General features: G+C 49.8%; 23 protein-coding genes. 9 read left to right on the top strand and 14 right to left on the bottom strand.

The genetic code is table 11. The features are described from left to right. Nucleotides 1-200: 200 nt before the first annotated feature. The 8 genes from tagH (at nucleotide 201) to EUZ85_RS21670 (ending at nucleotide 10,499) form a co-directional block, all read left to right on the top strand. On the top strand, nucleotides 201-2,087 hold the full coding sequence (gene tagH / locus EUZ85_RS21705) for a type VI secretion system-associated FHA domain protein TagH (protein WP_127971857.1): 1,887 nt from the start codon (nucleotides 201-203) through the stop codon (nucleotides 2,085-2,087). A gap of 259 nt (nucleotides 2,088-2,346) precedes the next feature. Further along, on the top strand, nucleotides 2,347-2,793 hold the full coding sequence (tssJ, locus tag EUZ85_RS21700) for a type VI secretion system lipoprotein TssJ (protein ID WP_241566823.1): 447 nt from the start codon (nucleotides 2,347-2,349) through the stop codon (nucleotides 2,791-2,793). A 14-nt stretch (nucleotides 2,794-2,807) separates the two neighbouring features. Then, nucleotides 2,808-4,145: a type VI secretion system baseplate subunit TssK gene (gene tssK / locus EUZ85_RS21695; protein ID WP_127971853.1), complete on the top strand. Its 1,338-nt coding sequence runs from the start codon at nucleotides 2,808-2,810 to the stop codon at nucleotides 4,143-4,145. Between the two features lie 106 nt (nucleotides 4,146-4,251). After that, nucleotides 4,252-5,133: a type IVB secretion system protein IcmH/DotU gene (gene icmH / locus EUZ85_RS21690; RefSeq protein ID WP_127971851.1), complete on the top strand. Its 882-nt coding sequence runs from the start codon at nucleotides 4,252-4,254 to the stop codon at nucleotides 5,131-5,133. Nucleotides 5,134-5,218: 85 nt separating this feature from the next. Then, on the top strand, nucleotides 5,219-8,677 hold the full coding sequence (gene tssM, locus EUZ85_RS21685; RefSeq protein ID WP_127971849.1) for a type VI secretion system membrane subunit TssM: 3,459 nt from the start codon (nucleotides 5,219-5,221) through the stop codon (nucleotides 8,675-8,677). A gap of 86 nt (nucleotides 8,678-8,763) precedes the next feature. Then, the gene (tagF, locus tag EUZ85_RS21680) at nucleotides 8,764-9,456 is read left to right on the top strand and encodes a type VI secretion system-associated protein TagF (protein WP_127971847.1); all 693 of its coding nucleotides are present in this window, start codon (nucleotides 8,764-8,766) and stop codon (nucleotides 9,454-9,456) included. A gap of 70 nt (nucleotides 9,457-9,526) precedes the next feature. Then, on the top strand, nucleotides 9,527-10,252 hold the full coding sequence (locus EUZ85_RS21675) for a PP2C family serine/threonine-protein phosphatase (protein ID WP_127971845.1): 726 nt from the start codon (nucleotides 9,527-9,529) through the stop codon (nucleotides 10,250-10,252). Continuing rightward, nucleotides 10,221-10,499 (top strand): hypothetical protein, encoded by a 279-nt coding sequence (locus EUZ85_RS21670; RefSeq protein WP_127971843.1) that lies wholly within the window; start codon nucleotides 10,221-10,223, stop codon nucleotides 10,497-10,499. Before EUZ85_RS21675 ends, EUZ85_RS21670 begins: the two co-directional genes overlap by 32 nt. A gap of 157 nt (nucleotides 10,500-10,656) precedes the next feature. On the opposite strand, the gene EUZ85_RS21665 is transcribed toward EUZ85_RS21670, so the two are convergent. Continuing rightward, nucleotides 10,657-11,145, bottom strand: a complete 489-nt coding sequence (locus EUZ85_RS21665) for a type VI secretion system tube protein Hcp (protein WP_011398068.1) — start codon at nucleotides 11,143-11,145, stop codon at nucleotides 10,657-10,659. A 671-nt stretch (nucleotides 11,146-11,816) separates the two neighbouring features. Here EUZ85_RS21665 and EUZ85_RS21660 point away from each other — a divergent pair. Further along, nucleotides 11,817-12,644 (top strand): proprotein convertase P-domain-containing protein, encoded by an 828-nt coding sequence (locus tag EUZ85_RS21660; RefSeq protein ID WP_164887317.1) that lies wholly within the window; start codon nucleotides 11,817-11,819, stop codon nucleotides 12,642-12,644. Nucleotides 12,645-12,790: 146 nt separating this feature from the next. Here EUZ85_RS21660 and EUZ85_RS21655 read toward each other — a convergent pair whose 3' ends face one another. The 13 genes from EUZ85_RS21655 to EUZ85_RS21595 form a co-directional block, all read right to left on the bottom strand. Beyond that, entirely contained in the window at nucleotides 12,791-13,567 is a 777-nt protein-coding gene (locus tag EUZ85_RS21655; RefSeq protein WP_127971839.1) for a hypothetical protein, read from the bottom strand. A gap of 33 nt (nucleotides 13,568-13,600) precedes the next feature. Beyond that, entirely contained in the window at nucleotides 13,601-14,182 is a 582-nt protein-coding gene (locus tag EUZ85_RS21650; protein ID WP_127971837.1) for a hypothetical protein, read from the bottom strand. Nucleotides 14,183-14,188: 6 nt separating this feature from the next. Then, on the bottom strand, nucleotides 14,189-14,770 hold the full coding sequence (locus tag EUZ85_RS21645; RefSeq protein WP_127971835.1) for a hypothetical protein: 582 nt from the start codon (nucleotides 14,768-14,770) through the stop codon (nucleotides 14,189-14,191). Nucleotides 14,771-14,777: 7 nt separating this feature from the next. Further along, a complete protein-coding gene (locus tag EUZ85_RS21640; protein WP_127971833.1) occupies nucleotides 14,778-15,359 on the bottom strand; it encodes an imm11 family protein in 582 nt (193 codons plus the stop codon). 6 nt (nucleotides 15,360-15,365) lie between these two features. After that, on the bottom strand, nucleotides 15,366-15,947 hold the full coding sequence (locus EUZ85_RS21635) for an imm11 family protein (RefSeq protein WP_127971831.1): 582 nt from the start codon (nucleotides 15,945-15,947) through the stop codon (nucleotides 15,366-15,368). A gap of 6 nt (nucleotides 15,948-15,953) precedes the next feature. Further along, complete coding sequence (locus EUZ85_RS21630; protein ID WP_127971830.1) at nucleotides 15,954-16,535, bottom strand: imm11 family protein; 582 nt, start codon at nucleotides 16,533-16,535, stop codon at nucleotides 15,954-15,956. Nucleotides 16,536-16,541: 6 nt separating this feature from the next. Further along, on the bottom strand, nucleotides 16,542-17,123 hold the full coding sequence (locus tag EUZ85_RS21625) for a hypothetical protein (protein ID WP_127974534.1): 582 nt from the start codon (nucleotides 17,121-17,123) through the stop codon (nucleotides 16,542-16,544). A gap of 41 nt (nucleotides 17,124-17,164) precedes the next feature. Further along, nucleotides 17,165-18,010: an AHH domain-containing protein gene (locus EUZ85_RS21620; RefSeq protein ID WP_127971828.1), complete on the bottom strand. Its 846-nt coding sequence runs from the start codon at nucleotides 18,008-18,010 to the stop codon at nucleotides 17,165-17,167. Then, the gene (locus tag EUZ85_RS21615) at nucleotides 18,007-19,122 is read right to left on the bottom strand and encodes a hypothetical protein (RefSeq protein WP_127971826.1); all 1,116 of its coding nucleotides are present in this window, start codon (nucleotides 19,120-19,122) and stop codon (nucleotides 18,007-18,009) included. Before EUZ85_RS21615 ends, EUZ85_RS21620 begins: the two co-directional genes overlap by 4 nt. A 12-nt stretch (nucleotides 19,123-19,134) precedes the next feature. After that, the gene (locus tag EUZ85_RS21610) at nucleotides 19,135-20,502 is read right to left on the bottom strand and encodes a hypothetical protein (protein ID WP_127971824.1); all 1,368 of its coding nucleotides are present in this window, start codon (nucleotides 20,500-20,502) and stop codon (nucleotides 19,135-19,137) included. A gap of 4 nt (nucleotides 20,503-20,506) precedes the next feature. Then, on the bottom strand, nucleotides 20,507-21,565 hold the full coding sequence (locus EUZ85_RS21605; protein ID WP_127971822.1) for a DUF2169 domain-containing protein: 1,059 nt from the start codon (nucleotides 21,563-21,565) through the stop codon (nucleotides 20,507-20,509). A gap of 27 nt (nucleotides 21,566-21,592) precedes the next feature. Next, a complete protein-coding gene (locus EUZ85_RS21600) occupies nucleotides 21,593-22,027 on the bottom strand; it encodes a DUF4150 domain-containing protein (protein WP_241566822.1) in 435 nt (144 codons plus the stop codon). 95 nt (nucleotides 22,028-22,122) lie between these two features. Continuing rightward, the gene (locus EUZ85_RS21595) at nucleotides 22,123-22,605 is read right to left on the bottom strand and encodes a DUF6484 domain-containing protein (RefSeq protein ID WP_127971818.1); all 483 of its coding nucleotides are present in this window, start codon (nucleotides 22,603-22,605) and stop codon (nucleotides 22,123-22,125) included. Between the last annotated feature and the right edge of the window lie 69 nt (nucleotides 22,606-22,674).

Here is a 22,674-nt window from a genome sequence, read left to right as displayed (position 1 = left end):
TTTTTGTTGTTTTGGGTTTTATTCTGTTGCTGTCTAACCCTAAAGGATTATCCTAGGGGCAGTCGGCGGCCCATTGCAGTGTCGTCGTATATAGTCAGGGACGCAAACCCGGAAAGCCATTGTGAGTATATGCATCGCTTTAACTGGTAAGCATAATTAGTTAATCTAACTGGATATTTCCTTCGGACTTGAAAATCACCATGCAGGTAAAGCTTAGAGTCGTTCAATGTCCGCCTGAGAGCGAGATGGCGGGCAAAGTCGTAACTGTTGAAGAAGAAGGGGCGACGATAGGTCGCGCGAATTCGAATACCTGGGTGTTGCCGGACCCCAACCGTTACGTATCATCCGTTCACGCGAAGATTCAATTTAACGGATCAGGCTTTGAAATTGTTGATCAAAGCACCAACGGCACCTTTCTTAACAACCTGAGCCAGGCTTTGGTAAAAGGGCAGCCAACCCCTATCAACCAGGGCGACCAGATTTTGCTCGGACCGTTCGTATTATTGGTGGAAGGGGATAAGCCGCAGGATGACGGCGAATCAACGTCCATCACATCCGACATTGATGATATTCCAGGCGGCGCAGGCGCCGCGGCTTCCCCTGGCTTGGACGATTTGGATAAATGGCTGACTGGCGTTGGTTCGGAGCCGGAGCCCAAACCTTCCGTGGGCGCATTTAAAGGCGAGCTTATTGGCGGCGACACGGGGTTGACTGGCGGCGACTCTTCTGTAGATCCATTGGTCGCCATTGGCGGATCACAAAAATCTTCTTTGTATGATGAAGGCCTAGGGTTGGGCGTGTCGGGAGACGAGCCTCCCGCAGACAATTTAATGGGCGATTCTTTTGGGCTCGGCGGCGGCTCTGCTGAGAGTGGTCGCATGGTTATTCCCAATGTGATCCCTGAAGACTGGGATAAATCTCTTATTCAGCCACGCAAGCCGGAACCCCCGGCTACGCCCAAGACGCCACCGCCTCCCGTTGAATCCAGGCCGAAGCCGCGTAGAGAACCTCCGCCCAAGTCTAACCCGGATTCATTGCTGGATATCGTGAACACACACCCCGAACAGTTGGGATTGAATCAGCCGCAACAGCTTCCTAAAGAGATTGAGCCAATACAGGATTTGACCGGGGCGGGGATGAGCAAGTCAGATCCATTGGAGTCCACCTCACCATCGGAGTCCTCTTTGTGGGGGCAACAGCCTCCCCCAGCTGAGCCTTCCATCAAGGAACCTTCTGGTGATAGCGGCTCGCTCGCAGACATACTCAATGACGTGGCCCCGGTTGCTGAACCTAAGCCCATTGAAAAGCCGGTCGAACCGAAACCCGAGCCTGATTTGCCGATTGCAAACACGGGTGCGCAAGCACCGGGGAAGGTTGTGCCGCCCAGACGCCAGGTCGAACAGCGCCCGGTCAAACGAGAGGCTCCGCCTGTAAAACAATCTGTTATAGATACGCCTCGTGAGCCTGAGCGTCCATCCGTTTCCGCGCCGCCGATTCAGGTTTCTCCTGAGCAGGCTGCTGGATTGGCGCAGGCCCTGGGGCTGGTGCGCTTAACCGCGGAACAGCAAGCTAATCTGACGCCAGTTATCGCTGATATGGTGAGGGAAACGGTTGATGGACTGATGAAGGCGCTGAGAGCCCGTCAGACTATCAAAAACGAGTTTCGTATGAATCTCACCATGATTCAGGCGGCTGAGAACAACCCGTTGAAATTCTCGGTGTCGGCGGAAGACGCATTGGACAACCTGTTTACGAAGTCCGGACGCGCCTACATGTCGCCCATGGAAGCGACAAAAGAGGCCTTTGCCGATATTTCTGACCACCAGTTAGCGCTCTTTAATGGCATTCGTGCGGCTTACGACTATCTTATGAGTCAGTTTAACCCCGAAAAGCTGGAGCGTCGGTTTGAAAAGCAGCGCGGTAAGTCGCTGTTTGGCGGCGCCGGTAAAAACTGGGAAGGGTACAAGGATTTCTTCGAAGAAATGAACGAAGACGCGGAAAAGACATTCAAGCGTCTGTTCGGCGAGACCTTTGCGGAAAGTTATGAACGCAGTTTCAATGAGTTGAAGGCAAACCGTCAGAAATGACGCTTGCACTTTAAAATTGATTACTGTACCTAGAAACCCCCTTGTTAAAAGTGCGGCGATTGGCTGCATTTTTTCTCATATTCAAGGGAAGCAGTTGCGGGACGACAGAAATTGTCCTGTAAAGCATTATAATTTATAAGATTTGCTTGGGCGTATTTGATTGTACGCTCAGGCTGATTGCATAGTTTAGATGGCGCGAATCTATAAATATGGAGGACTTTTGTTCATGAGATGCCAGGCTTCTTTCAGAAATTGGGCTATGTTGTTGCTCTTGGCCTTGACGGTGGCCGGGTGTACGACTGTAGGCAAATGGACCGGGCGGGAAACCACCGTCACTTTGAGGATTCACGGCGCCAACGACGTCAATCCGAACGAAGACGGTCGAGCTTCTCCCGTCATTCTGAATATATTCGAGCTGGAAAATGATCGTCAGTTCGATCAGGAAGAATTCATCGCCCTGTTCCAGAGCGCAAAAGAAGTATTGGGCCGCGATCTGGTGAAGACTTATAAATTGAAAGAATTGACCCCGGGCGAGCTGAGAGAAGAGACCTTCACCTTCGATAAGCGCACTCATTATATCGGCGTCATGGCGGAATATATCCGTTACGACGACGCTTCCACCAAAGTGGTCTTCCAGATCGATCAGAACACCGGCAACAAACTGGATCTGTTCGTTGACCGCCTTGGCATGCGCATCAAGGATTAATCCGGGGCTATTCGATGTCATTTGAAAACCGCGTCGTATGGACGGAGGGCATGTTCCTTCGTCCTCAGCACTTCCAGCAGCAGGATCGTTACCATGAATCGTTGTTGGAAGCCCGCTGCAAGCCTCTAAAGGCATTTTTCTGGGGATTTTACGATCTGGAGATAGACAGCCAAGTGTTGAAACTTGGAAAGTTCTCCATCAATCGCTGCCGGGGTATTTTCCCCGATGGAACGCCGTTCAACGTTCCAGACATAGATTCTGAGCTTGATATTCTGGAGCCCGAGAAAGGTCTCCAGAATCAAACCGTTTATCTGGGTATTCCTGTTAAGCGTCCAGGTTCGCCTGACACGCATCTGGAAGAAGACAATCAGACACTGGTGCGATTTAACGCCCGTGAGCTGGAAACCTTCGATTCCACATCCGAGCATAGCGACAGTACCAAAATTCAGATTGGACAACTGCGTTTTCGTATCCTGTTGGAAAGAGAGGATCGCAGTGGCTACGCTGTGCTGCCTATCGCACGGATACAGGATAAACGGGACGATGGAGAAATCGTTCTCGACACTCAGTTTATTCCTCCTATGCTGGACGTCAGAGCGCATCCACGCCTGGCCAACCTGTTGCAGGAAGTGGCGGGCAGCTTGAATTTACGCGCGGAAGCATTGGCTGGGCGATTGCGAGACAGTGGCAGACAGGGCACTTCCGAAATTGCGGACTTTCTGATGCTGCAGATGATTAACCGGGTTGAACCTTGGTTGTTGCACTTGGCGCAAATTCGCCCTTTACATCCTGTGGATGTTTTCGGCGAGCTAATGCAAATAGCCGGTGAACTGTCGACGTTCACCAGTGTTCAGCGCAGACCTCCCGCGACTATGCCTGCGTATCATCATGACGAGTTGGAAAAATCCATCCCGCAGCTGATGCAGATTCTGAACCAGTACATGAACACCGTGAGTGAAACCTCAGCAGTGTCCCTGGATCTGGTTGAGCGTCGCTATGGTATTTATGTGTCTCCGATTACTGACCGGTCTTTGGTGGAGAAGGCGACTTATATTCTGGCGGTCAAGGCGCAGATGAAGTCGGACCAGATCCGCAGCCGCTTCCCAAGCCAGGTGAAAATTGCGCCGGTCGAACGTATTCGCGACTTGATCAATGCGGCGTTGCCAGGCATCGGGCTGCAAGCCTTGCCAGTGGCGCCGAGACAAATTCCATTCCATACCGGTTTCACCTACTTCCAGTTGGACCGCAATAGCGATTACTGGCGAGCCTTGGCGCAATCCAGCGGCTTTGCCGTGCATATCGGTGCGGATTTCCCTGGTTTGGAAATGGAGTTTTGGGCAATCAGGGATTAATCGTTTTTTGCTTCGAGGAGAGGCGTTTAGCCCTCGCCGCGTTTCATTGCGAGACGCGGCGTTTTAATATGAAGCGAATGGACGGCTTTGAGCGAGATTAGAAGTCATGAGCAACGATTCTGATAAAACATTTTTCGGTGGCGCCGGCGGCGGTGATCGTACAGTCATTGTACCCACACCTGGAGGGCGCTCTTCTGGCGGACTGTCAACACAGCCTCCGCCGACTGCTTTTGCGCCCCATCAGGCGCCAGCGCCTCCTCCCGGCGCAATGGAAAGCGGGCAGGGTCTGGATGTAAAACAGGGGTTGAACCCTCTTACCGCCAGCGCTTCGGAGCTGATAGCGTTATTGGGAGAGTTGCGTCAGACCGTTCAGGTGCAAAACCCCAATCAATTGCGCCAGCAGGTTATTCAGCAGATTCGCCGATTTGAGTCGGAAGCGCAGTCGAAGGGCGTCGCCTCTGATGTGGTGCTATCGGCTCGCTATGTTTTGTGCTCCGCACTGGACGAGGCGATTATGAATACCCCTTGGGGAGCGGAAGTCGGCTGGTCGCGAGCGACGCTTCTCAGTACGTTCCATCGCGAGAACGTGGGCGGTGAGAAAGTATTCCTGATATTGGACAAGATCCTGGCGACCCCAGCCAAGTATATCGACCTCATTGAACTGATATACGTGTGCCTGAGCCTTGGCTTTGAAGGGAAATATAAGCTGGATCCCCGTGGCAGGGATTATCTGGAGACCATTCGCGATAACTTGGTGCGCACTATTCAGATGCAGCGCGGCGAGTTCGACGGAGACCTGTCTCCTCGCTGGCGTGGCTCTACTCCTGCGAAAAAGCGTATTTCGGAATACGTGCCGCTGTGGGTTGTCGCGTCCATTATGGCGGCGGCGCTGTTGCTGAGTTATAGCGGCTTCCGTTATTGGCTGGGTACGGTGACCGACGCGCAGGCGCAGCAGCTTCAGGAACTGACGCAAAAGTATCAGTCTTAAGTTGATGAATCGATCGGACCGCTCCCCGAATCGGATATCCGGTCCTGTAGTTTGAACTCTCTTTTTCGGTTGCATGAGGAGACTTATGTCCCGCTTTTTTAAATGGATGATTGACCCACGGTTTTTGACGGTAGTGGGACTTATAGCGCTTTCTCTGGTGATATGGTTCGGGGCCGATTACGTCCGCTTCGGAGAAAAGGCGGAGCCCGCTTCCGGGGCGGTCAGACTGGTCGTCATACTCTGCGTCTGGTTTGTCGCCACCATTATCTTCTTGATAAAAATGCTGGGACAGCGCAAGCAAAACAACTCCATGGTGGAGGCGATTCAAGAAGAAGCCAAACCTTCTGCATCTGATGAAGAAGCGAGAGTTGTTGGCGAGCGCTTCCGTGAGGCGATGAGTCTCCTGCGCACCGCAAAGTTCGACACCAAGGCTGGACGGCGTTCAGTCTATCAATTGCCCTGGTACATTATTATTGGGCCGCCGGGCGCAGGTAAAACGACCGCGTTGATCAACTCCGGGCTGCATTTTCCGTTGAAGGAAAAGCTGGGTCTGCAGCAAATCGGTGGCGTAGGCGGTACCCGTAACTGCGATTGGTGGTTTACTGATGAAGCCGTGCTAATCGATACGGCTGGCCGTTACACTACCCAAGACAGTGACGCAGCGCAGGATCGCACAGGCTGGCGTAACTTCCTTGCGTTGTTGAAAAAGCATCGTATGCGCAGGCCGATCAATGGCGTTCTTTTGGCGGTGAGCGTTCAGGACTTGCTGAGCTCCAGCGAAGCGGAACGTTTGCAGCATGCTGAACGTATCCGCAATCGAATTCAGGAGCTGGCGGAGAACTTCCAGGTTCGTTTCCCGATTTATTTCCTTTTCACAAAAGCGGATCTTATTTCCGGCTTTAACGAGTTTTTTGAAAATCTTGGCGCCACGGAGCGTGAAAAAGTCTGGGGGATGACCTTCCCCAATACGGAAGATCAAAACGCTTCTCAAACGGCGGAATATTTCGCTCCGGAATTCGAAGCATTGGTCAAGCGGTTAAATGAGAGGGTGATTTGGCGGGCGCATCAGGAGCGAGACACCCGCCGACGTTCTAAGATTCTCGCTTTCCCTGGGCAAGTGGAGAACATGCGCTCAGTGCTGGATAGCTTTATCAAGTCTGTTTTCAAAACCAGTCGTTTCGAAAAACAATCGCTGCTCCGCGGCGTGTATTTCACCAGCGGCACCCAGGAAGGGCGGCCGATTGACCGGATTCTGGCGAACCTGTCTTCTAATTACGGCATCAACTATAACGTCGCCGCTAATGCGCCAGGCGCGGGTAAAAGCTTCTTCCTTAACAAGCTGTTGAAAGAAGTTATCTTTCCCGAAGCCGAAATCGCCACACTCAATACCCGCTATGAAGGCCGCATAAAGTGGACGCGCCGCGTCGCTTTCTTCACGCTATTGCTCGCCTTCGGCGGAGCCCTTGCCGCATGGACTTCAAGTGTGGTGAGCACGCAGAACATGATGGCGGAAATTCAGGAACTGTTGAACAAACACAATCAATTGGCCTCGGCCAATCCTGAACCCAATGAATTTGAGCAAGTACTGGATATATTGAAGCCATTGGAAGACGCCCAGCAGCTTTACTCTGAAGTGGATCACCCCTGGTTGAGTAATTTGGGGCTCTATGACGCAGGCGTTGTTACGGAAACCGAAAAAACGTTCGATGCTTCATTGCGCCACTTTTTAACTCCGCTGTTGCGCCAGAGGTTGGAAGGCGTGCTGGTTACGGAAGATAACAACGACGCCATTTACGAGGCCTTGCGTGTTTATCTGATGATGGGTAATAGCCGCGTCCGCGACAACAATGAGATAAAGGCTTGGTTTGCGCGTTATTGGGAAGAGAAGCTCCCAGGTAAGGCGTCTGAGCAGGGAGCTCTGAAAACGCACTTGAACCAAGTGTTGGGCGACAATTTCACGGATTTGACGCTGAAGGACACGGTTGTTGAGCGCAGTCGTGAAAAGCTTAGAACCATTCCGATCGAGAGACGTATTTACCAGCAAATCAAACGTCAGCCTGAGTTCGCTGGCTTCCTGAATTTGCGTGATGACTTGGGTGTGGACTTCGCTGGCACCTTTGTCGTGGATTCACAAGTAAGCTCAGACCTTAAGATTCCACGTCTGTACACCAAAGCGGGGTATGGCAAGCTGGATCTGTCTCCCGACTCTAACTTGGTCAAGCGCTACTCAAGCGAGCAGTGGATTCTTGGGGCGCAAGTGGAAGAGGACTTCTCTGAAAAAGATGTGGAGAACATTGTAGAGAAGATCAAACATCTCTATTTCACCGACTACATCGATGTTTGGAACCGTGCGCTGAATTCGCCCAAAGTGGTCGATTTCGGTTCTATGGATGTAGCGCGTAACAAGCTGGCCAATAACCTGGACCGCACTCAATCTCCGATTCTGACTCTGCTGAACCGCGCCAGCAAAGAAACGTTGTTGACGCCTCCGCTGCCAGACGCAAACGTCAGCGGGCGCGCTGGGCAGGCCTTAGACGCCGCAGCGAATTTGGTGGCGCAGCAGCGTGAGCCAACGCCAGTGGATGATGCTTTCAAGTCGCTGCATAGGTTGATGGAAGATAAAGAAATTGACCGTTATTGGGAGAAACTTCGCGGCATATTCGACAAATTGGAAGAGACCTCTCTTGCGCCGAACTCATCTGAGGCCGCTTTCAAATTCGCACTGGCGCGTTTCAGTGGCGGAGAAGACCCTGTCAAAGCGCTACGCGTCACGGCATCAAGAGCGCCGGGTTATTTGAAAGGCTGGCTGGAGTCCATGGGCGACCAAAGCTGGAAAGTGTTGTTGGGCGCAGGCGGCTCGCACCTGAGTGCGGCCTGGAATAGAGAAGTGTACTCTGTCTACCAGAAGACGTTGGCGAAGAACTACCCATTCTCTTCCCGGTCATCCAGCGATGCTTCCCTGAGCGACTTTGCGGCGTTCTTCAAGCCTGGCGGCATTGAAGACAGCTTCGTCAAAGCGAACGTCGCGCCTTTCATCACTTCATCCTGGCGCGCGAAGGGCGTGGATGGTCGTGGTATTGGCATCAGTAGTCAGGCTCTGCAGCAGATGCAGGTGGCCGACTCTATTCGTCGCGTATTCTTCGGCGATAAAGGTGAAGACCCGCACGTACGCTTCCAGGTAAAACCACATAAACTGGATAACACCGTTCGCCGTTTCGATTTCGAGGTTGGCAGTCAGCGCTTGCGTTATACCCATGGTCCACAGTTGAAAATGAGCATGGATTGGCCAGCCGATAAGAGTGGCGCCAGAGTGGTGTTTGAAGATTTGAACGAGACGCTGCACACGGACGCGTATGAAGGGGACTGGGGACTGTTCCGATTGTTGGATGCTCACAAGGTGAATAAAGGGAGCACTTCCCGTCTGTATAACGTAGTGATCAGTGTGGATCACCGCAATGGAGAAATGGAGCTTTTCGCCAGTAGCACGGTTAATCCATTCACGCCCGGATGGATAAAGCGGTACGACTGCCCGAGCGGTTTATAGAGAGTTAAAGGTAGTGAAAACAGAACTAAATGGCTGTTCTAACTGGGTTGGGATGGTAGAGCTTGATAAGCGAATATGGGGAGCAAGTGAATAACTCGTCTGTTGGCTATTTTGGCAAATTGCCGTCTTCGGGGGACTTTATCCAGCTGAACCTGCCTGGCGGGTTTGGTTCGGCGTGGGATAAATGGTTGCAGAACAGTCTGTACGCAAGTCAGCAGTCTTTGGGACAACGTTGGTTGGATTACTATCTTGTAGCGCCCTGGTGGCGCTTCATGATTATGCCCAAAGTCCTTGATGAGCAGGCATGGATTGGGCTGTGGTGTCCCAGCGTTGATAGCGTAGGTCGATATTTTCCATTCACTGTACTGCATCCGCTGAGCTCTCGTATCAGTTATGTCGATACTTTGTTGAGCAATGGCGAGTGGTACGAAACATTAGAAACCCTTATTGGACGTCTGCTTGAGCAGATCATTGATTTTGGAGAATTTCGGTCAGAGCTTGCAGCGATGACGCCGCCGCTTGAGAAAACTCTGGCGGGCGGCTCCATTCAAAGTCTCAGTCTGGAGATTCCCGAAGAGGATGAATCCACTTTCCCTGTGGCGATTGGGGCGTTGGACGTCATGCTCACGAAGCAGGAAGAACCGCATAGCTTTTGGTGGACTCAGGGCTCCACATGGGTGTCGCCCAGATTTGTCGCAGCAGAAAGGTTGCCTAAATTTCAAGGATTTACAGCTTTCCTCGATGGAAAATGGCAGCAGTGGGGATGGAACGATAGATAGGAATGGAAAATCGGATATTTTTCATCGGACGCTACCAGCGTCCGGCGACCTGTGAACAGATGTAATTTTCATGGCGAACCACCTTAACTGGAAGTCTGAGCTGCGCACGCATGTGGGCAATGTTAGAAAACACAATGAAGATGCTGCGCTGGCCCGGGACGCGGGTGGTCTGTGGGCGGTGGCTGACGGCATGGGCGGGCATCATGCCGGCGAGGTCGCCAGCCAGAAGATCGTAGAGCAACTTGATCATCTGCCGCTGCGAGCGTATCTGGTGGATGTGGTCGAGCAAATTGAAGACGCATTGATCAAAACGAACGATGATTTGCTGGCTTATGCGCAGCAAGAACTGAACGGCAGTAAAGTTGGATCGACGGTAGCTTGCCTGTTTGTTCGATATGGTGTGGCGGTTGCGGTCTGGGCTGGTGATTCTCGCGTATATCTCATGCGAAATCATAAGCTGCATCGTATTACGCATGACCATAGCAAGGTGCAGGAGCTGGTTGATAAGGGGGATATGACGCCCGCGCAGGCGGAGCAAAGCAGCTTTCGCAATATGCTTACCCGCGCCGTTGGCGTGCATGAACATTTATGCGTAGATGTTAACGCCATACTGGTTGAGCCTTCTGATCGATTTTTAATTTGTACGGATGGCCTGTACAACGAGGTTGGAGAAGATGGTCTGGCGAAAGCTATGCAAATTAGAAGTCTGAGCGAGGCGGCCGACACGCTGCTTAAAGAAACCTTAAACGGGGATGCGAAAGATAATGTCACCTTTATCGCCCTCCAAGCGCACTGAAGAGTGCGGGAGCAAACTGCATCCTGATCTGATGGGCATCAATCATCAGCAGCTAAAAGGGCAGATCGGTCGGGGAGAAGTGCGTCGTCAGAGGCGTGTGGTTTTGGAGCAGCTTTTGGAAGAGAGAGCGCACGTCAATAAAGTTTCAGCAATTACCAGGTCTCGTTTCAGGAATATTTTATTGACGCTGCTGGCGTCTTGCTGTGTGGCGGCTGGCGTCGCAGGTTTTTATCTTATCCTGCGTTAGCATTTAGCTTTGGTTCGAATTGAGGTCGCCTTGTGATGATCTGAGGTGACGGACCTGTTATATATTCAACTGCAACAAAAAAGGCGAGGGGGAAATCCCACTCGCCTTTTTTGTTTGCTTGGCGAGTCGCTCTTGAAGGAGCGACTCCAGATCCAAATTAGATCTTTTTGCCAGCTTCCAGGTCGTAACCAACGCGCTCTGGAGTCTTGCCAGCGTGCTTCTTGTCAGCAGCAGTGTAAGACATAGTTACTTTGGAGAAGCTCAGGGAGATAGACTCAGCTGGAGCAGATTCAGCGCCAGCGGAAACGCTGTAGCTGCTTACCATTACGTCTTCCATTTCGTAGGAAACGTATTTCTCGATTTTGTCAGCCTGAGTGCGAACGATATCAACCAGAACTTTAACGCCAGCAGTACCAGTCAAAGACTCTTTGAACAGACCGGAAGAAGCGGTGTCCATCAGTTTGGAAACAGAGATTTCGCTGATGCTAGGACGAGTAGCTTCGCGGTTGGACATGTGGCCGGCTTCCATCGTGATGTGACGACCAACGCCGAATTGGAAGCTGTCCAGACGAATCCAGTCTTTGTAGCCTTCAGCAGTCACGTTGCCTTTAACTTTCAGACCGTCGTAGTTCATGTAAATAGCCATGTTGAAATTCCTCTAGTTGAGTTATCTGTTTTAATTCATCTTCGAGAGTTAAAGCGTCGAAGATTTTGGAAACCCTTCAAAATTTTTTTCAGAAAATTTCTATCGCTTTTACTGCATCGGGTTACCTAAAGCGTGGTTGCAGTATGAGCGGATATACTTTGATCTTCAAGGATAAAATTCTATATTTTTCAACAAATTAAAGTGACTCTGACACTATTTAAAGCCAGAAATTAATACGACTCTGGGCGATAATTAAACTGTATTTCGGCTTCACTCTGGCACCATTAAAATACTTATGCATTAGCCTCGGATACATATATAAACGAGGCAGAGAAGATTAACTCTGACACTATTTTTATTAAGTCACTCTGACACTAATTAATAAGAGTTCTTCTATGAAAACCCAGTGACTCGGTTTCCTATTTCGCCTTCTTTTTTTAAGCCAATGTGATTTTCATCACAAAAGCTGGGTGGTTTTGATGAGGTTACACTCCGCTGCACATTCAGAAATGAGGCTCTCCATTTTGCGTAGTACCTATGACCAGCGTTGATAGGGTGTTTGCAGGAGTGCTGTTGTTGTGCGCCTCTAGTATTCTTTTTTCCTGTGTAAACAGGCTCTTAACAACCTGGGCTTGATGTGGAGCTGCATGCTAATTAAGTGGGAGAATCCTATGGCGTTGCTGAGAAGATTGTTGTTGCCGGCTTTAGCGGTTTTGAGTTTTGCGCCTTTGGCGCTCGCGGAAACCTTTCAGTACGACGTTCCGACACGCATTGATCGCAATGCGGGCTCTGCGACCTGGAAAGAGATCGTATTGCCCGTTTCTTATGTAGATAGCATAGAAAGCATCAGTGTAAATCTGAGCTTAACTGATGCTAAATCCATTAACGCAGTATTGACCGATCCCAGTGGGATGATGGTGGGGCGCTTTGCCGGCGTAGTGGGGGCAGGGGAGGGGTCCTTAAGCAAACAGTACGTCATTGACCATACATCAGTCCCCGAGGTCAGCGGAAACTGGACGTTACGCATCCTGGCGTATGGTAAAAGCCTGGATGCGCCAGTCACCTTGGATAACTGGAGCATTACTATCGATGACGGCAAGTCAGTAGGCGGAGACGATAACGGTGATGATCAACCAGATGGCCCTTCTATATATACCTATGATAAGGCCAGCCGCATCGATCGCGGCGCGGAAGGCAGCGCCTGGAAGCAGTTCAAGCTAAACGTGCCTTTTGAGAATAATGCGCAAAGCGTCGCCGTCACCTTGAACTTCCTTGATATAAAGTATGTCAACGCTGTGCTGACCGGCCCTTCCGGAACGCAGTTGGGACGTTATACCGGCAAAGTGGGTACGGGTGAAGGCTCCGTCAGCAAGCAGTACATTATCGGGCCGATGGACCTGGCTGAGCTTCAGGGAGATTGGACGCTGACCATTATGGGGTATGGCAAAACCTATAAAGCGCCTGTGATCCTGGATAGCTGGAGTGTGACTGTCGAGTAAGGCTCGTATGGCGAAGGCTTGGCATGGCGCGATAGTCTGGCGGCATGCCATTTACTGTCACATTGAGAACAGGATATGCGTTGAGCGCCTACAAAACCTCAACGCATATGGCCGCACAGCAAGCCTAAAGTGTTGCAGTCACCTGGCTAAGGCGCAAAGTGTAATGACTTCCAGGAATCCGGCTCAAACTTGAATCCAGGAGACTTTCTGGCGACCTCTGGGATTTGAGAGTAGTTTATCGCTGTCTTTATCCCTTTTTTCTCCGCTAAGCGCAGCAAGGCGAATGCCTCAATGGAAAAATAGCGGGACCAGGCCAATATCTCATCAGGCAGCGACTCATTTTCGGCCATTTTATCCAGTCTCGCCGCCCGCACACCCAATAGGGCGCAGATGGCGTCATGCAACGCATCGCTGTCCTCGTCGAGAAAAGCTTCGCAAACATCTCTGTATTCTGAGTCTGCGCCTTCCGCCGCATCGTTGTGACGTTCAATAATGCTCCTGCACTCATCTTCGTCTGCGCCAAGGAAAAAGTGTTTGATGATGAACAGGACAAAAAGAAAGTCCTCTTCCAGCTCATGTTTTTGATTCCAGGTCAGGCGACTATGTTTTGCGATATCTTCCGCGCACTCCCAATAACCTCCGCCGATGGCGTCATAGAAAGGCATCGCCCGGCTGGTGACTTTGTCGTTCTCCGGCGCAAAGTGAAGGTAGTGCTGATGTAGTGCGGCGCTTTGCATCAGGTTGACATACAAGGCGTCTGGCTCACCGGTCAGCAGTAATTCGCATGCGCCTCGCTGCCGAAAGTACATGCATACCGATTGCGCCTGCATGTTGGTCAGAGTTTCTTTTATTGCGATAGGAAGGGCTATTTCCAGTTCGTACTCTGCGTTTTCCTTATAATCTTCGAGGTAGGGTGAGCTCATAATAAAGGTTCCGTAATTTTGGCTTGCTCTATCTTAATGGATTTCGATTTCGCTAAAAACCAAATTTGTATGGTCGGCATTTAGTAATGCATTAACAAGGGTTTCGCTGAATATATATTCTGCAGTCAGATATTGAATGCGGAATATATGGGGGAGGTTATCGGATTTTTTCTTGTCAAGGACTAGTTTTTTATAGTTGGAGACGTCGCCATTCTTCCTACGGTTACAAACTGTTTCTCTCCAATTAATACGGTCAATGGAGCCTACTGGATTGATGAAGACATAGTCTTTGCTATGTATCTTTCCTTTACAGTCTAATAAGGTGAATGGGATGATTTCGATCTCGGACTGAGCAGTTGATGTTATCAGGTTTGCTGCGCTTTTATTGAACGCGAGAATTCTGTGCGTGTTTCCGATATAAGATGCAAGCTCTAGTCCTACAAAGTTATCTCCAATACGCCAATAAACATCTTCGATGCAGTCGGGATACTCATCAGACAGTCTGAAGCCGGCGATTAAATCGTAGGAGTCAACTCCTCCGTCCGGTGTTTTGGAAGTAAAGCAATAGTTTTCGTTGCTTGTATCGCCTAAGAAATCGAATAAATAATATTTCATTTTGAATTAGGCGAACTCAATTTCGCTAAAAATTAAGTTTGTATGTTCCGCTTTTAGTAGTGTATCAACCAGGGTTTCACTGAATATATATTCGCGAGTTAAAAACTTGATACGAAATAGGTCTGGAAGGGTGTCTATTTTTTTCTTGTCAAGGACTAGTCTTTCAAAGTTGGAAATATCACCATTATCTCTGCGATCACAAACAGTTTCCTTCCAGTTGATGCAGTCGACAGATCCTACTGGGTTAATGAAAACATAGTCATTGCTATATAATTTTCCTTTAGCGTTAAATAGAGTGAATGGAATTGTTTCTATCTCAGATTGTACAACTGAACTTATTAATTTTGCTGAGCTTTTATTAAATGCGAGAATGCTGTTTGGGTTTCCAATATAGGAAGCGAGCTCTAGCCCAAAGAAGTTGTCTCCGAGACTCCAATAAACATCTTCTATACCATCTGGATATTCATCGGAAAGCCTAAATCCGGCAACTAAGTCATAGGCATCAACGCCACCTCTAGGAAACTTTGAAGTGAAGCAATAATCATCGTTGCCGGTATCACCCAGGGTGTTAAATAAAAAGTATTTCATTGTCTGACTAAGAGATTTCAATTTCGCTAAAAATTAAGTTTGTATGGCCGGCGTCTAGTAACGCTTTAACCAGGGTTTCGCTAAATAAATATAAGCTGGTTTTGTGTTTTACGCGAAAGAGATGTGGCGCCCCCACTAGTTTTTCCCTGGAAAATACGAGCTTCTCATAAGACTTTATATCTCCCTTTGCATTTCGCTCACAGACAGACTCCTTCCAATTTATACAATCCCAGCTTCCTACAGGATTAATAAATACATAATCTTTACTGTGTACTTTGCCTTTGCTATTGAGTAGCGTGAAGGGGATGGTTTCAGTTTCTGCTTGGTTGATGGAAGTAATTATTTGAGCGGCTGATACGCTAAACGCAAGCAGTCTGTTGGCGTTGCCAATGAATGAGGCAAGCTCTAAGCCAGGAAACTTATCTTCCAGTCTTAGAACAACATCTTCTATACCATCCGGGTACTCGTCAGATAAACGAAATCCTGCTATAAGGTCGTAAGAGTCGACTCCACCTTCAGGGGTATCCGTAGTGAAGCAATAGTCATCATTGCTCTTGTCCCCTAAGCATTTGAAAAGAAAATATTTCACTTTTAACTAGGCTATCTCAATCTCACTGAAAATTAAATTTGTATGATTTTCATCCAGTAGTGACTTGGTCAAAACTTCGCTAAATATATATGCGTTAGTTAAATACTTGAGCCGAAAAAGGTGAAGAGGATTATCTATTCTTTTCTTATCTAGAACTAATTTATCAAAGCTGGAAACATCGCCGTTCTTTCTTCGGGAGCAATCAGTTTCTTTCCAGTTTATGCAGTCAATCGCGCCCACAGGGTTAATAAAAACGTAGTCGTTACTATAAACCTTTCCTTTGGGCGTTAAGAGTGTGAACGGAATAACCTCTATTTCAGACTGTGCTATTGATATAATTAGGTCTGCCGCCTTTTTGCTGAAGGCTAGCATTTGGTTGGGGTTTCCTATGTAAGAGGCTAAGACAAGCCCAGGAAACTGATCCTCAAGCTTGAGGATAACCTCTTCAATGCCATCAGGGTATTCGTCAGCTATGCGATATCCTGCGATTAAGTCCCAGGAATCAATGCCTCCTTCAGGTGTGTCAGAGGTGAAACAGTAGTCATCGTTGCTGGTGTCGCCAAGGGTGTTGAAGAGAAAATATTTCATTTTAAATCAGGCGATCTCAATGTCCTTGAATACTAAGTTTGTGTGGCCTGTATCCAGTAGGGCTTTGACCAGCTCCTCGCTGAACAAACAGTATCCAGTATGATTTTTCACTCTGAATATGTGAGGCGCTTCATTTAATTTTGCTTTTGAATAGACAACTTTGTCGTAGGTGGAGATATCTCCCTCGGAATCACGAGTGCAGATAGATTCTTTCCAATTGATGCAATCTCTATCCCCAACTGGGTTAAGGAAGACATAATCCGTGCTATGTACTTTGCCTTTCTGGTTATAGAGGATAAAGGGAACTACCTCTATTTCTGACTCGCTCATTGACGTGATGAGCGTGGCGGCTTTTTTGTTGAAAGCGAGCATTTTATCAGTATTGCCGATGAAGGAAGCCAGCTCAACACCTGGAAATTGGTCTTCCAGGCTCAGAGTTACTTCTTCTATGCCATCAGGGTATTCATCCGACAAGCGGAACCCTGCGATTAGGTCGTACGAGTCAATGCCGCCATCAGGCGTTTTGGAAGTAAAGCAGTAGTTTTCTTCCTTTTTATCGCCTAAGAAATCAAATAAAAAATATTTCATTTTGAATTAGGCGAACTCAATTTCGCTAAAAATTAAGTTTGTATGTTCCGCTTTTAGTAGTGTATCAACCAGAGTTTCACTGAATATATATTCGTCAGTTAAAAACTGGAGGCGAAATAGGTCTGGAAGGGTGCCTATCTTTTTCTTGTCGAGGACCAGTCTTTCATAGCTGGAAACATCACCATTCGTGCTGCGATCACAAACTGTTTCCTTCCAATTGATGCAGTCAATAGAACCTACTGGGTTAATGAAAACATAGTCATTACTATATACTTTTCCTTTGGAATTCAATAGGGTGAATGGAATTGTTTCTATCTCAGATTGAACCGTCGATGTTATTAGTTTTGCTGAACTTTTATTAAATGCGAGAATGCTGTTTGGGTTTCCAATATAGGAAGCAAGCTCTAGCCCTATGAAGTTGTCTCCGAGACTCCAGTAAACATCTTCTATACCGTCTGGATATTCATCGGAAAGCCTGAACCCTGCTATTAAGTCATAGGAGTCAACTCCACCGTCAGGAGTTTTTGAAGTGAAGCAATAATTATCGTTGTCTGTGTCACCTAATGTGTTAAATATAAAATATTTCATTTCTTGTTGGCTCATATGTTACTTGTGTTGGTAATATTTTACTATGAAGATAAAAGCGAGCAGGGAGATACGTCGTTTATTTTAGTTGCCTTTTTGAGTTCTCTGTTGGCCGCGGACTGTGCAATTATTTCTTGGTATATGGTGTTGGATGCTTTCTCTAGTTTTTCCTTCAACTCAACTGGATTTGGCGCATCATGCTCCTTTTTCTTCTTTTTCATTTGGTTGGCGATGCTCTTATAAGGTTTAAGTGCTTTTAATACGTGCTTAAGTATTCCTTTGCTATATTTGGGATGGCTGCCATAGTGAGAGGGTAGACCAGTTTTAGCGGATGCGCCTCTTTGTGTCGGCAATATCAAGCTATTGTCTTTATGGTTTATGTTGTACTTCTCATCCAATAAACCATTAACGATTAATGTTCTAAGGTCGGGTAGATCTTTCGCTATTTCTTCAATACCGTTTCTTACCGAGCTTATATTAACTATGTGATGCACTTGGTTGCCGTATGGGGCGAAGCCGGTGGTGAAGTTATTCACTTGCACTAGCGTGAAGGCGTCGCCTTTTTTGCTGGTGAAGCTTTCGCCCGCTACGCCATCGTAGCCGCTGCCGTCACTGGTGTAGTTAGACAGGTTGGAGGTGGCGACGGGGCCGGTTCCTCTGCCTGTGATGTGATATTTTGTGTTTGGGTGTGCGTTGTAGGCGTCGCAGCCGGGTTTCGTTTTGGCTTTTTCTACGCCCTGCCAGCGATAAGAGCAGCTGTTGTTTTTCTTGTAAGACTGTTCATGGCGAGCCAGGCAAGAACCGCCCTCCATGCCTTGCACCGTTTTGTGCGGGCCATAGCCGTCGGTGTAACACTCATGAGGTCCTTCTGACTTTTGCTTTTTGCTCATAACATCGCCTTTTGTAATATGCACGCACAGGTGTCGCCGTAATCCGAGCTGGACAGGATCGTCGCGTAGGGCGCCTGGGATTGTCCCAAGGCTAATGCCTGGGCGGCGATGGCGATATTCAGCGCGCCGCTGGCGGCGCCTGTTTCGCCCACTGACTCCGCCACCGCTTTGAATCCGCCCGCCAGGCTTGGTCCAATTGACGAGCCGGGAATCGCCATGCCTAACTCAGTACTGCGCCAGTGCTCTCCGTTAATATCGGTATAGAGTTCTGTCTGGAAGTCCGGCCCGAAGTTCTGCGTGGCTTGATTCAACGCATTGATCAATCCGCGCCCCTGGGTGCGGCCAATTTGCCAGAATCCATAATCGTCTTCGCTGCAGGCAGTGGCTTTCAGCCAGGCCATTGGCTTGCCCCCGCGTTGCTGCAGGGCGTCGGCCCGCTCCAGAATCAGAGCCACTGCCGCCTCTCCCGGCGCCAGGCCGTGGGCGGAGTCAGGCGTTTTTAGACGCCCGGCTTCGTTCAGCCATAGCAGAGAGAAGCCATCCAGCATCGAGTCGACGGCTATGATAATGCCCCGGTGAATCGCGCCAGCTTCCATTTTACTTTTTAAAGCGAGAATTGCCTCACCGATCCCGGCATGGCCACTGCAAAAATATCCCCGCTGTTCCAGAGGTATGTTGAGTCCGTGCTTGATCAGCAAGCCGCTGAGCAGGCTTTCAGAGCTGTAAGGAGGGCGAATTCTGCGGTCATAGTAGAAGCGGTCGCCTTCCAGGGTCGGCAAGACGATTGCGCAGCCGGTGGGCGTCTGAGTCAGTTTGGCTCCGGGAGTTTTACCTCGCTGGATAAGATTGCCCAGAGCGTGGTCCGCCAACAGGCGCCAGCGGGCAAGGGCGGAAAAGCCCTCAGTGACTGCGGCGACCGGATGTCCGATTAACGGAACCATGTCGTGCTCATCGCCATCGAACACTTTAAACCCGCTCACTTCAGTGCTTCTGGACATGCCGGCGAGGATCGAGGCGAAGCTGTCCTGCATGCCTCTTCCTACGGAAGTGATCGCGCCGACTTCGCTGACGGCGATAGGAAGCTCAGTATTAAAGTCCTGTGGGGTGCTCATAGGAAGGCTCTCTTACCACTGTCCTGGAGTATGGGCTGATCCGTGCTCTTGCACCCACTGGGCGATGCCGGATAACTGTCTATATTGTTGTTTGACGGGGTTCTCTACCGAGAACGGCGCGCCGAGTCCGAACCGGATGCACAGTTCATACTGAATCCAGCGGCGCAGGAAGTCGGGCGTACGCGGGCTGGCCAAACTTCTGCCGATAGTTTGTGGGCAGGCAGGTTCCCCATAACGGTAGCGTAAAGCCGGATCAAATCGGCTCTCATTATCCAGCATCCATTGGCGCCATTTCGCCGGGTCCCGAGAGAGCTGCTCTATGTTCTCGCCATAGGGGCGTCCGCCTGGATGCTGGGGAGATTTACCGTTCTTAAAGTCCGCAATCTCATGATCAAACAGATCTTCTTCAAAAAAACGCTCTTCATGAAAGGCTTCTTCATAAAGATTGGCTCCGACCAATAGGTTCAATGCGTGCGCGGCGTGATAGGCCAATTCATCGTCAGCCAGGGCGGGCAATAAAAAGTTCACGGCTCTGAGATCGCCGCTGATGCCTAATGCGGCAATCAGATCGATATTCAGTTCTTTTTTATTGATGGCCTGCAGAACAATCTGCATTTGTTGCCTGATGCCGGCCAGAGCAATAGGGATCGCAAACACCAACGGCTGGTTTAGCAACTGAGGGAGAACGTGGGTTTCGCCGAGTCGCAACATTCCCACCGCCGCTAACTGCCGCACTGCGGCGGACTCATGTTCCAACAGCGGATAAAGCAGCTTGGCGTGGCTTGTCGTATGGTTCTCCGCTACATTTTCAAGCGCGCTTGAAAGAAAGGGATAAGGCATGTTCTCAAGAAGGTTTTTAGCGCCTTTATCCGACATTTTGCGGGTGATCGCTACGGCTGACGCGATAATCGGAAACAACTTATGGTGAGTGGTTTCCAAAATCGCCGCCAGCTTGATGCGCCACTCTTGAGGGTAGTCCTGGCGCAGTGCGCGCGCGGCGGCGGTTATCTTGTCATATTCTTCAGACTCTTGCTCAAGCTCATCGTCGACACCTTTCAGCAGCGTTTCCCATAACAGAGATATGCATTGCCCGTCGTGGGCCTGACAAAAAAATCTGGCGATAGCGTATATCTCGCCCGAGTCGGCTTTTGACAAATGCTTCAGACAGGTTTGCTTGGCCGCGTCTCCTCCTGAAGTAAGAGCGAAAATATGCGCATCTAGTCTATCCTCCAGGTCCTGAAGATCTCTCCAGGTTATTTCCGGGTCATTTCTCCATGCGAGATAGCTGTTGTATAGAAAAGACGCTTCTTCCAGGTGCTCCAAATATAGCTGACGACAAAACTCGTCTACAGGAGCGAAGTTAAGAGGTCCTGCTCCCATGTATTTAAGACTCCAGTTTCACATGTTTCATGACTTCGACGCCGGGGATCTGGGCGTTTATTTCCGCTACGCTGTTAAAGCCGCCGTCAAGCGGTATGACGCAACGCCAAATCAGGAAGACCTTATGCTCGTCGGTGTTGACGATGAGCGTATCCAGTTCGCCTTTGTCTCTAAGAACGCCAGCTCCGCCCTGAAGCTGCACGTGACATTCCGGCGCTGGCAGGTTGGGCAGGAAAAATTGCAGGCGTCCACGAGGGGAAGCATTCACTATGGTGACTTCTTCGTTGCCGGCCAAATAGCCGTCCAGCACCAGTCCGGGCGATGCGGCGTTGTAAAACTTCTTGCTGAAATCAAAAGGGAGTAAGGGCTTGCGCGTCTTCTCCCAGGTGTCGTCATAGGTGCCCGCGTACTTGATGCGCGGTTCCCAATGACCTTCGATGAAGCCGAATCCGACTGGCGCGGGCGCGTCGTTGTAAGCGCGAATCAAATCGTCCGGATTCTCCAGGTTCGGCAGAGGAACGCCTTCTTCAAAATCTTCCAGCGGGTCGCGATATCCCACTCCCATGGGATTGCGAGACTCTTGGCTGATTTTTTCGCCATCGTCGCCACGGGGATCTTTGCCGCCAAATGCGCGCTCATAGATCAGCGGTATTTTTTCGAAGGGCGCCGGAGCGGTGGCGATAGGGTGGGACGGGCCCATTGTCCATTGCCGGTCTCCGAACACTTGCACGATTTTTCTGGCCGGGCCTACGCGAATGCCAACTTTAACGCTGGCGTCGTTTTTCCGTTCAGGGTAGGCGTGGCCGATCAGAACAATATCGGCGGCAGGCTTAAAGTAGACGCATTCAGGCTCGTATTTCAGGCTGGACTCGCCAGGTTCGCCCCAGTATTCGCCAGCTAAACAAAGCGGCGCCTGTTCGTCCGCCAGCCGTAGCTGCTGGTTGCCGACGATGTCATAAGTCGCCTTCACAACCAGCGTCAGGACGGGGACGAACTCTTCATCATTCAGGTAAAGGGGCTCAACAACAAAAGGGGTTTTATTGGTTATTTCCGGATGCGGCATTGTTGATCGTTATTCACTGACCGAAGATTAAAGTTCTTTTTTACAAATGATGCACTTTGGTTTTTCGGTGATCGGCATCGCTATGATGGGTTTTTGCAGCACAGGGAAGGGCGGCGTATTCATCTTGTTGTGAAGCATGATGTCAAAGGCGCGCGGTACGTTTTTCCCTTCGAACTTGGTGTCGAAAGAGTACATCGCAAACTCCGCTTTGTTCTTGATCGTGCCGGAAGCGACGCCGCCTCCTGCCGTTCCACCTTCGTCGCCAGTACTGGTTGAGAAATTCGAGTCTTTCAGACAGACGGGATTGCCGTCGCATTTAACTTTTTTGGCGCCCTTGGCCGAGTTGCTGGACATGGCGATGTTGGGATAAGGGATCGGAACAGGGCCCCCCGGCGTGGGTGTTTTACAGACGTCCGGGAAACAGATGGTCACTCCACCGCTGTCCTTGTGCACCACGGACATATGATTTACGCCGACTGTAACGCCCATTGCTATATTCCTTAATCTCTTGAAATCTCGTGTATATTCGCCCAGCGTCGTCTTCGACGCAACCGTTCTTAGTTGATCGCGACGTTGGCGCCTTTGATTTTATTGGATGACATGGCGCGGTTCAGAATATCTTTGCCTTTGATGACGACCTTGCCGTCAGCTCGCAACAGGATGCTGCTTTTGCCGCACACCAATTGAATTTCATCGCGCGCGTCGAAACGTACCTTTTTACCATCTATAACGGCGCCATCTGTCTTTCCAACAGGCAGCACGACCGTCTGACTTTCATTGGGAACCAGCGCTTCGCCAATGACGCCGATAATGATCGGAGATTTTTTGCGTCCGCCTTCGAATAACATCAGCAGTTGTTGACCTGGAACGGCCTGGCTGGGGGGGAGTGTAATGGTGGTTTTGGCGAGAAGCGCGCCTTCGCTGTTGCCGGGGAAGTCAATCCATGCGCGACCTTTAGCGTCCACTTCCACCAGCTTTCCAATAATTGGCGTGGCGGCGGTTTCCGCTACGGATTCAAATAACTCGTTGACTGCACCCATGGTCGCGCCTCTTTCCTTTGGTGTTGAAAATAAACTTAATAATCAAGCGACGTTCGACACTGAAAACCG

It is taken from the genome of Hahella sp. KA22 (assembly GCF_004135205.1).
Taxonomy (GTDB): domain Bacteria; phylum Pseudomonadota; class Gammaproteobacteria; order Pseudomonadales; family Oleiphilaceae; genus Hahella.
The sequence above is the reverse complement of the archived record's forward strand: the minus strand, read 5'-3'. Positions and strand labels throughout refer to the sequence as shown.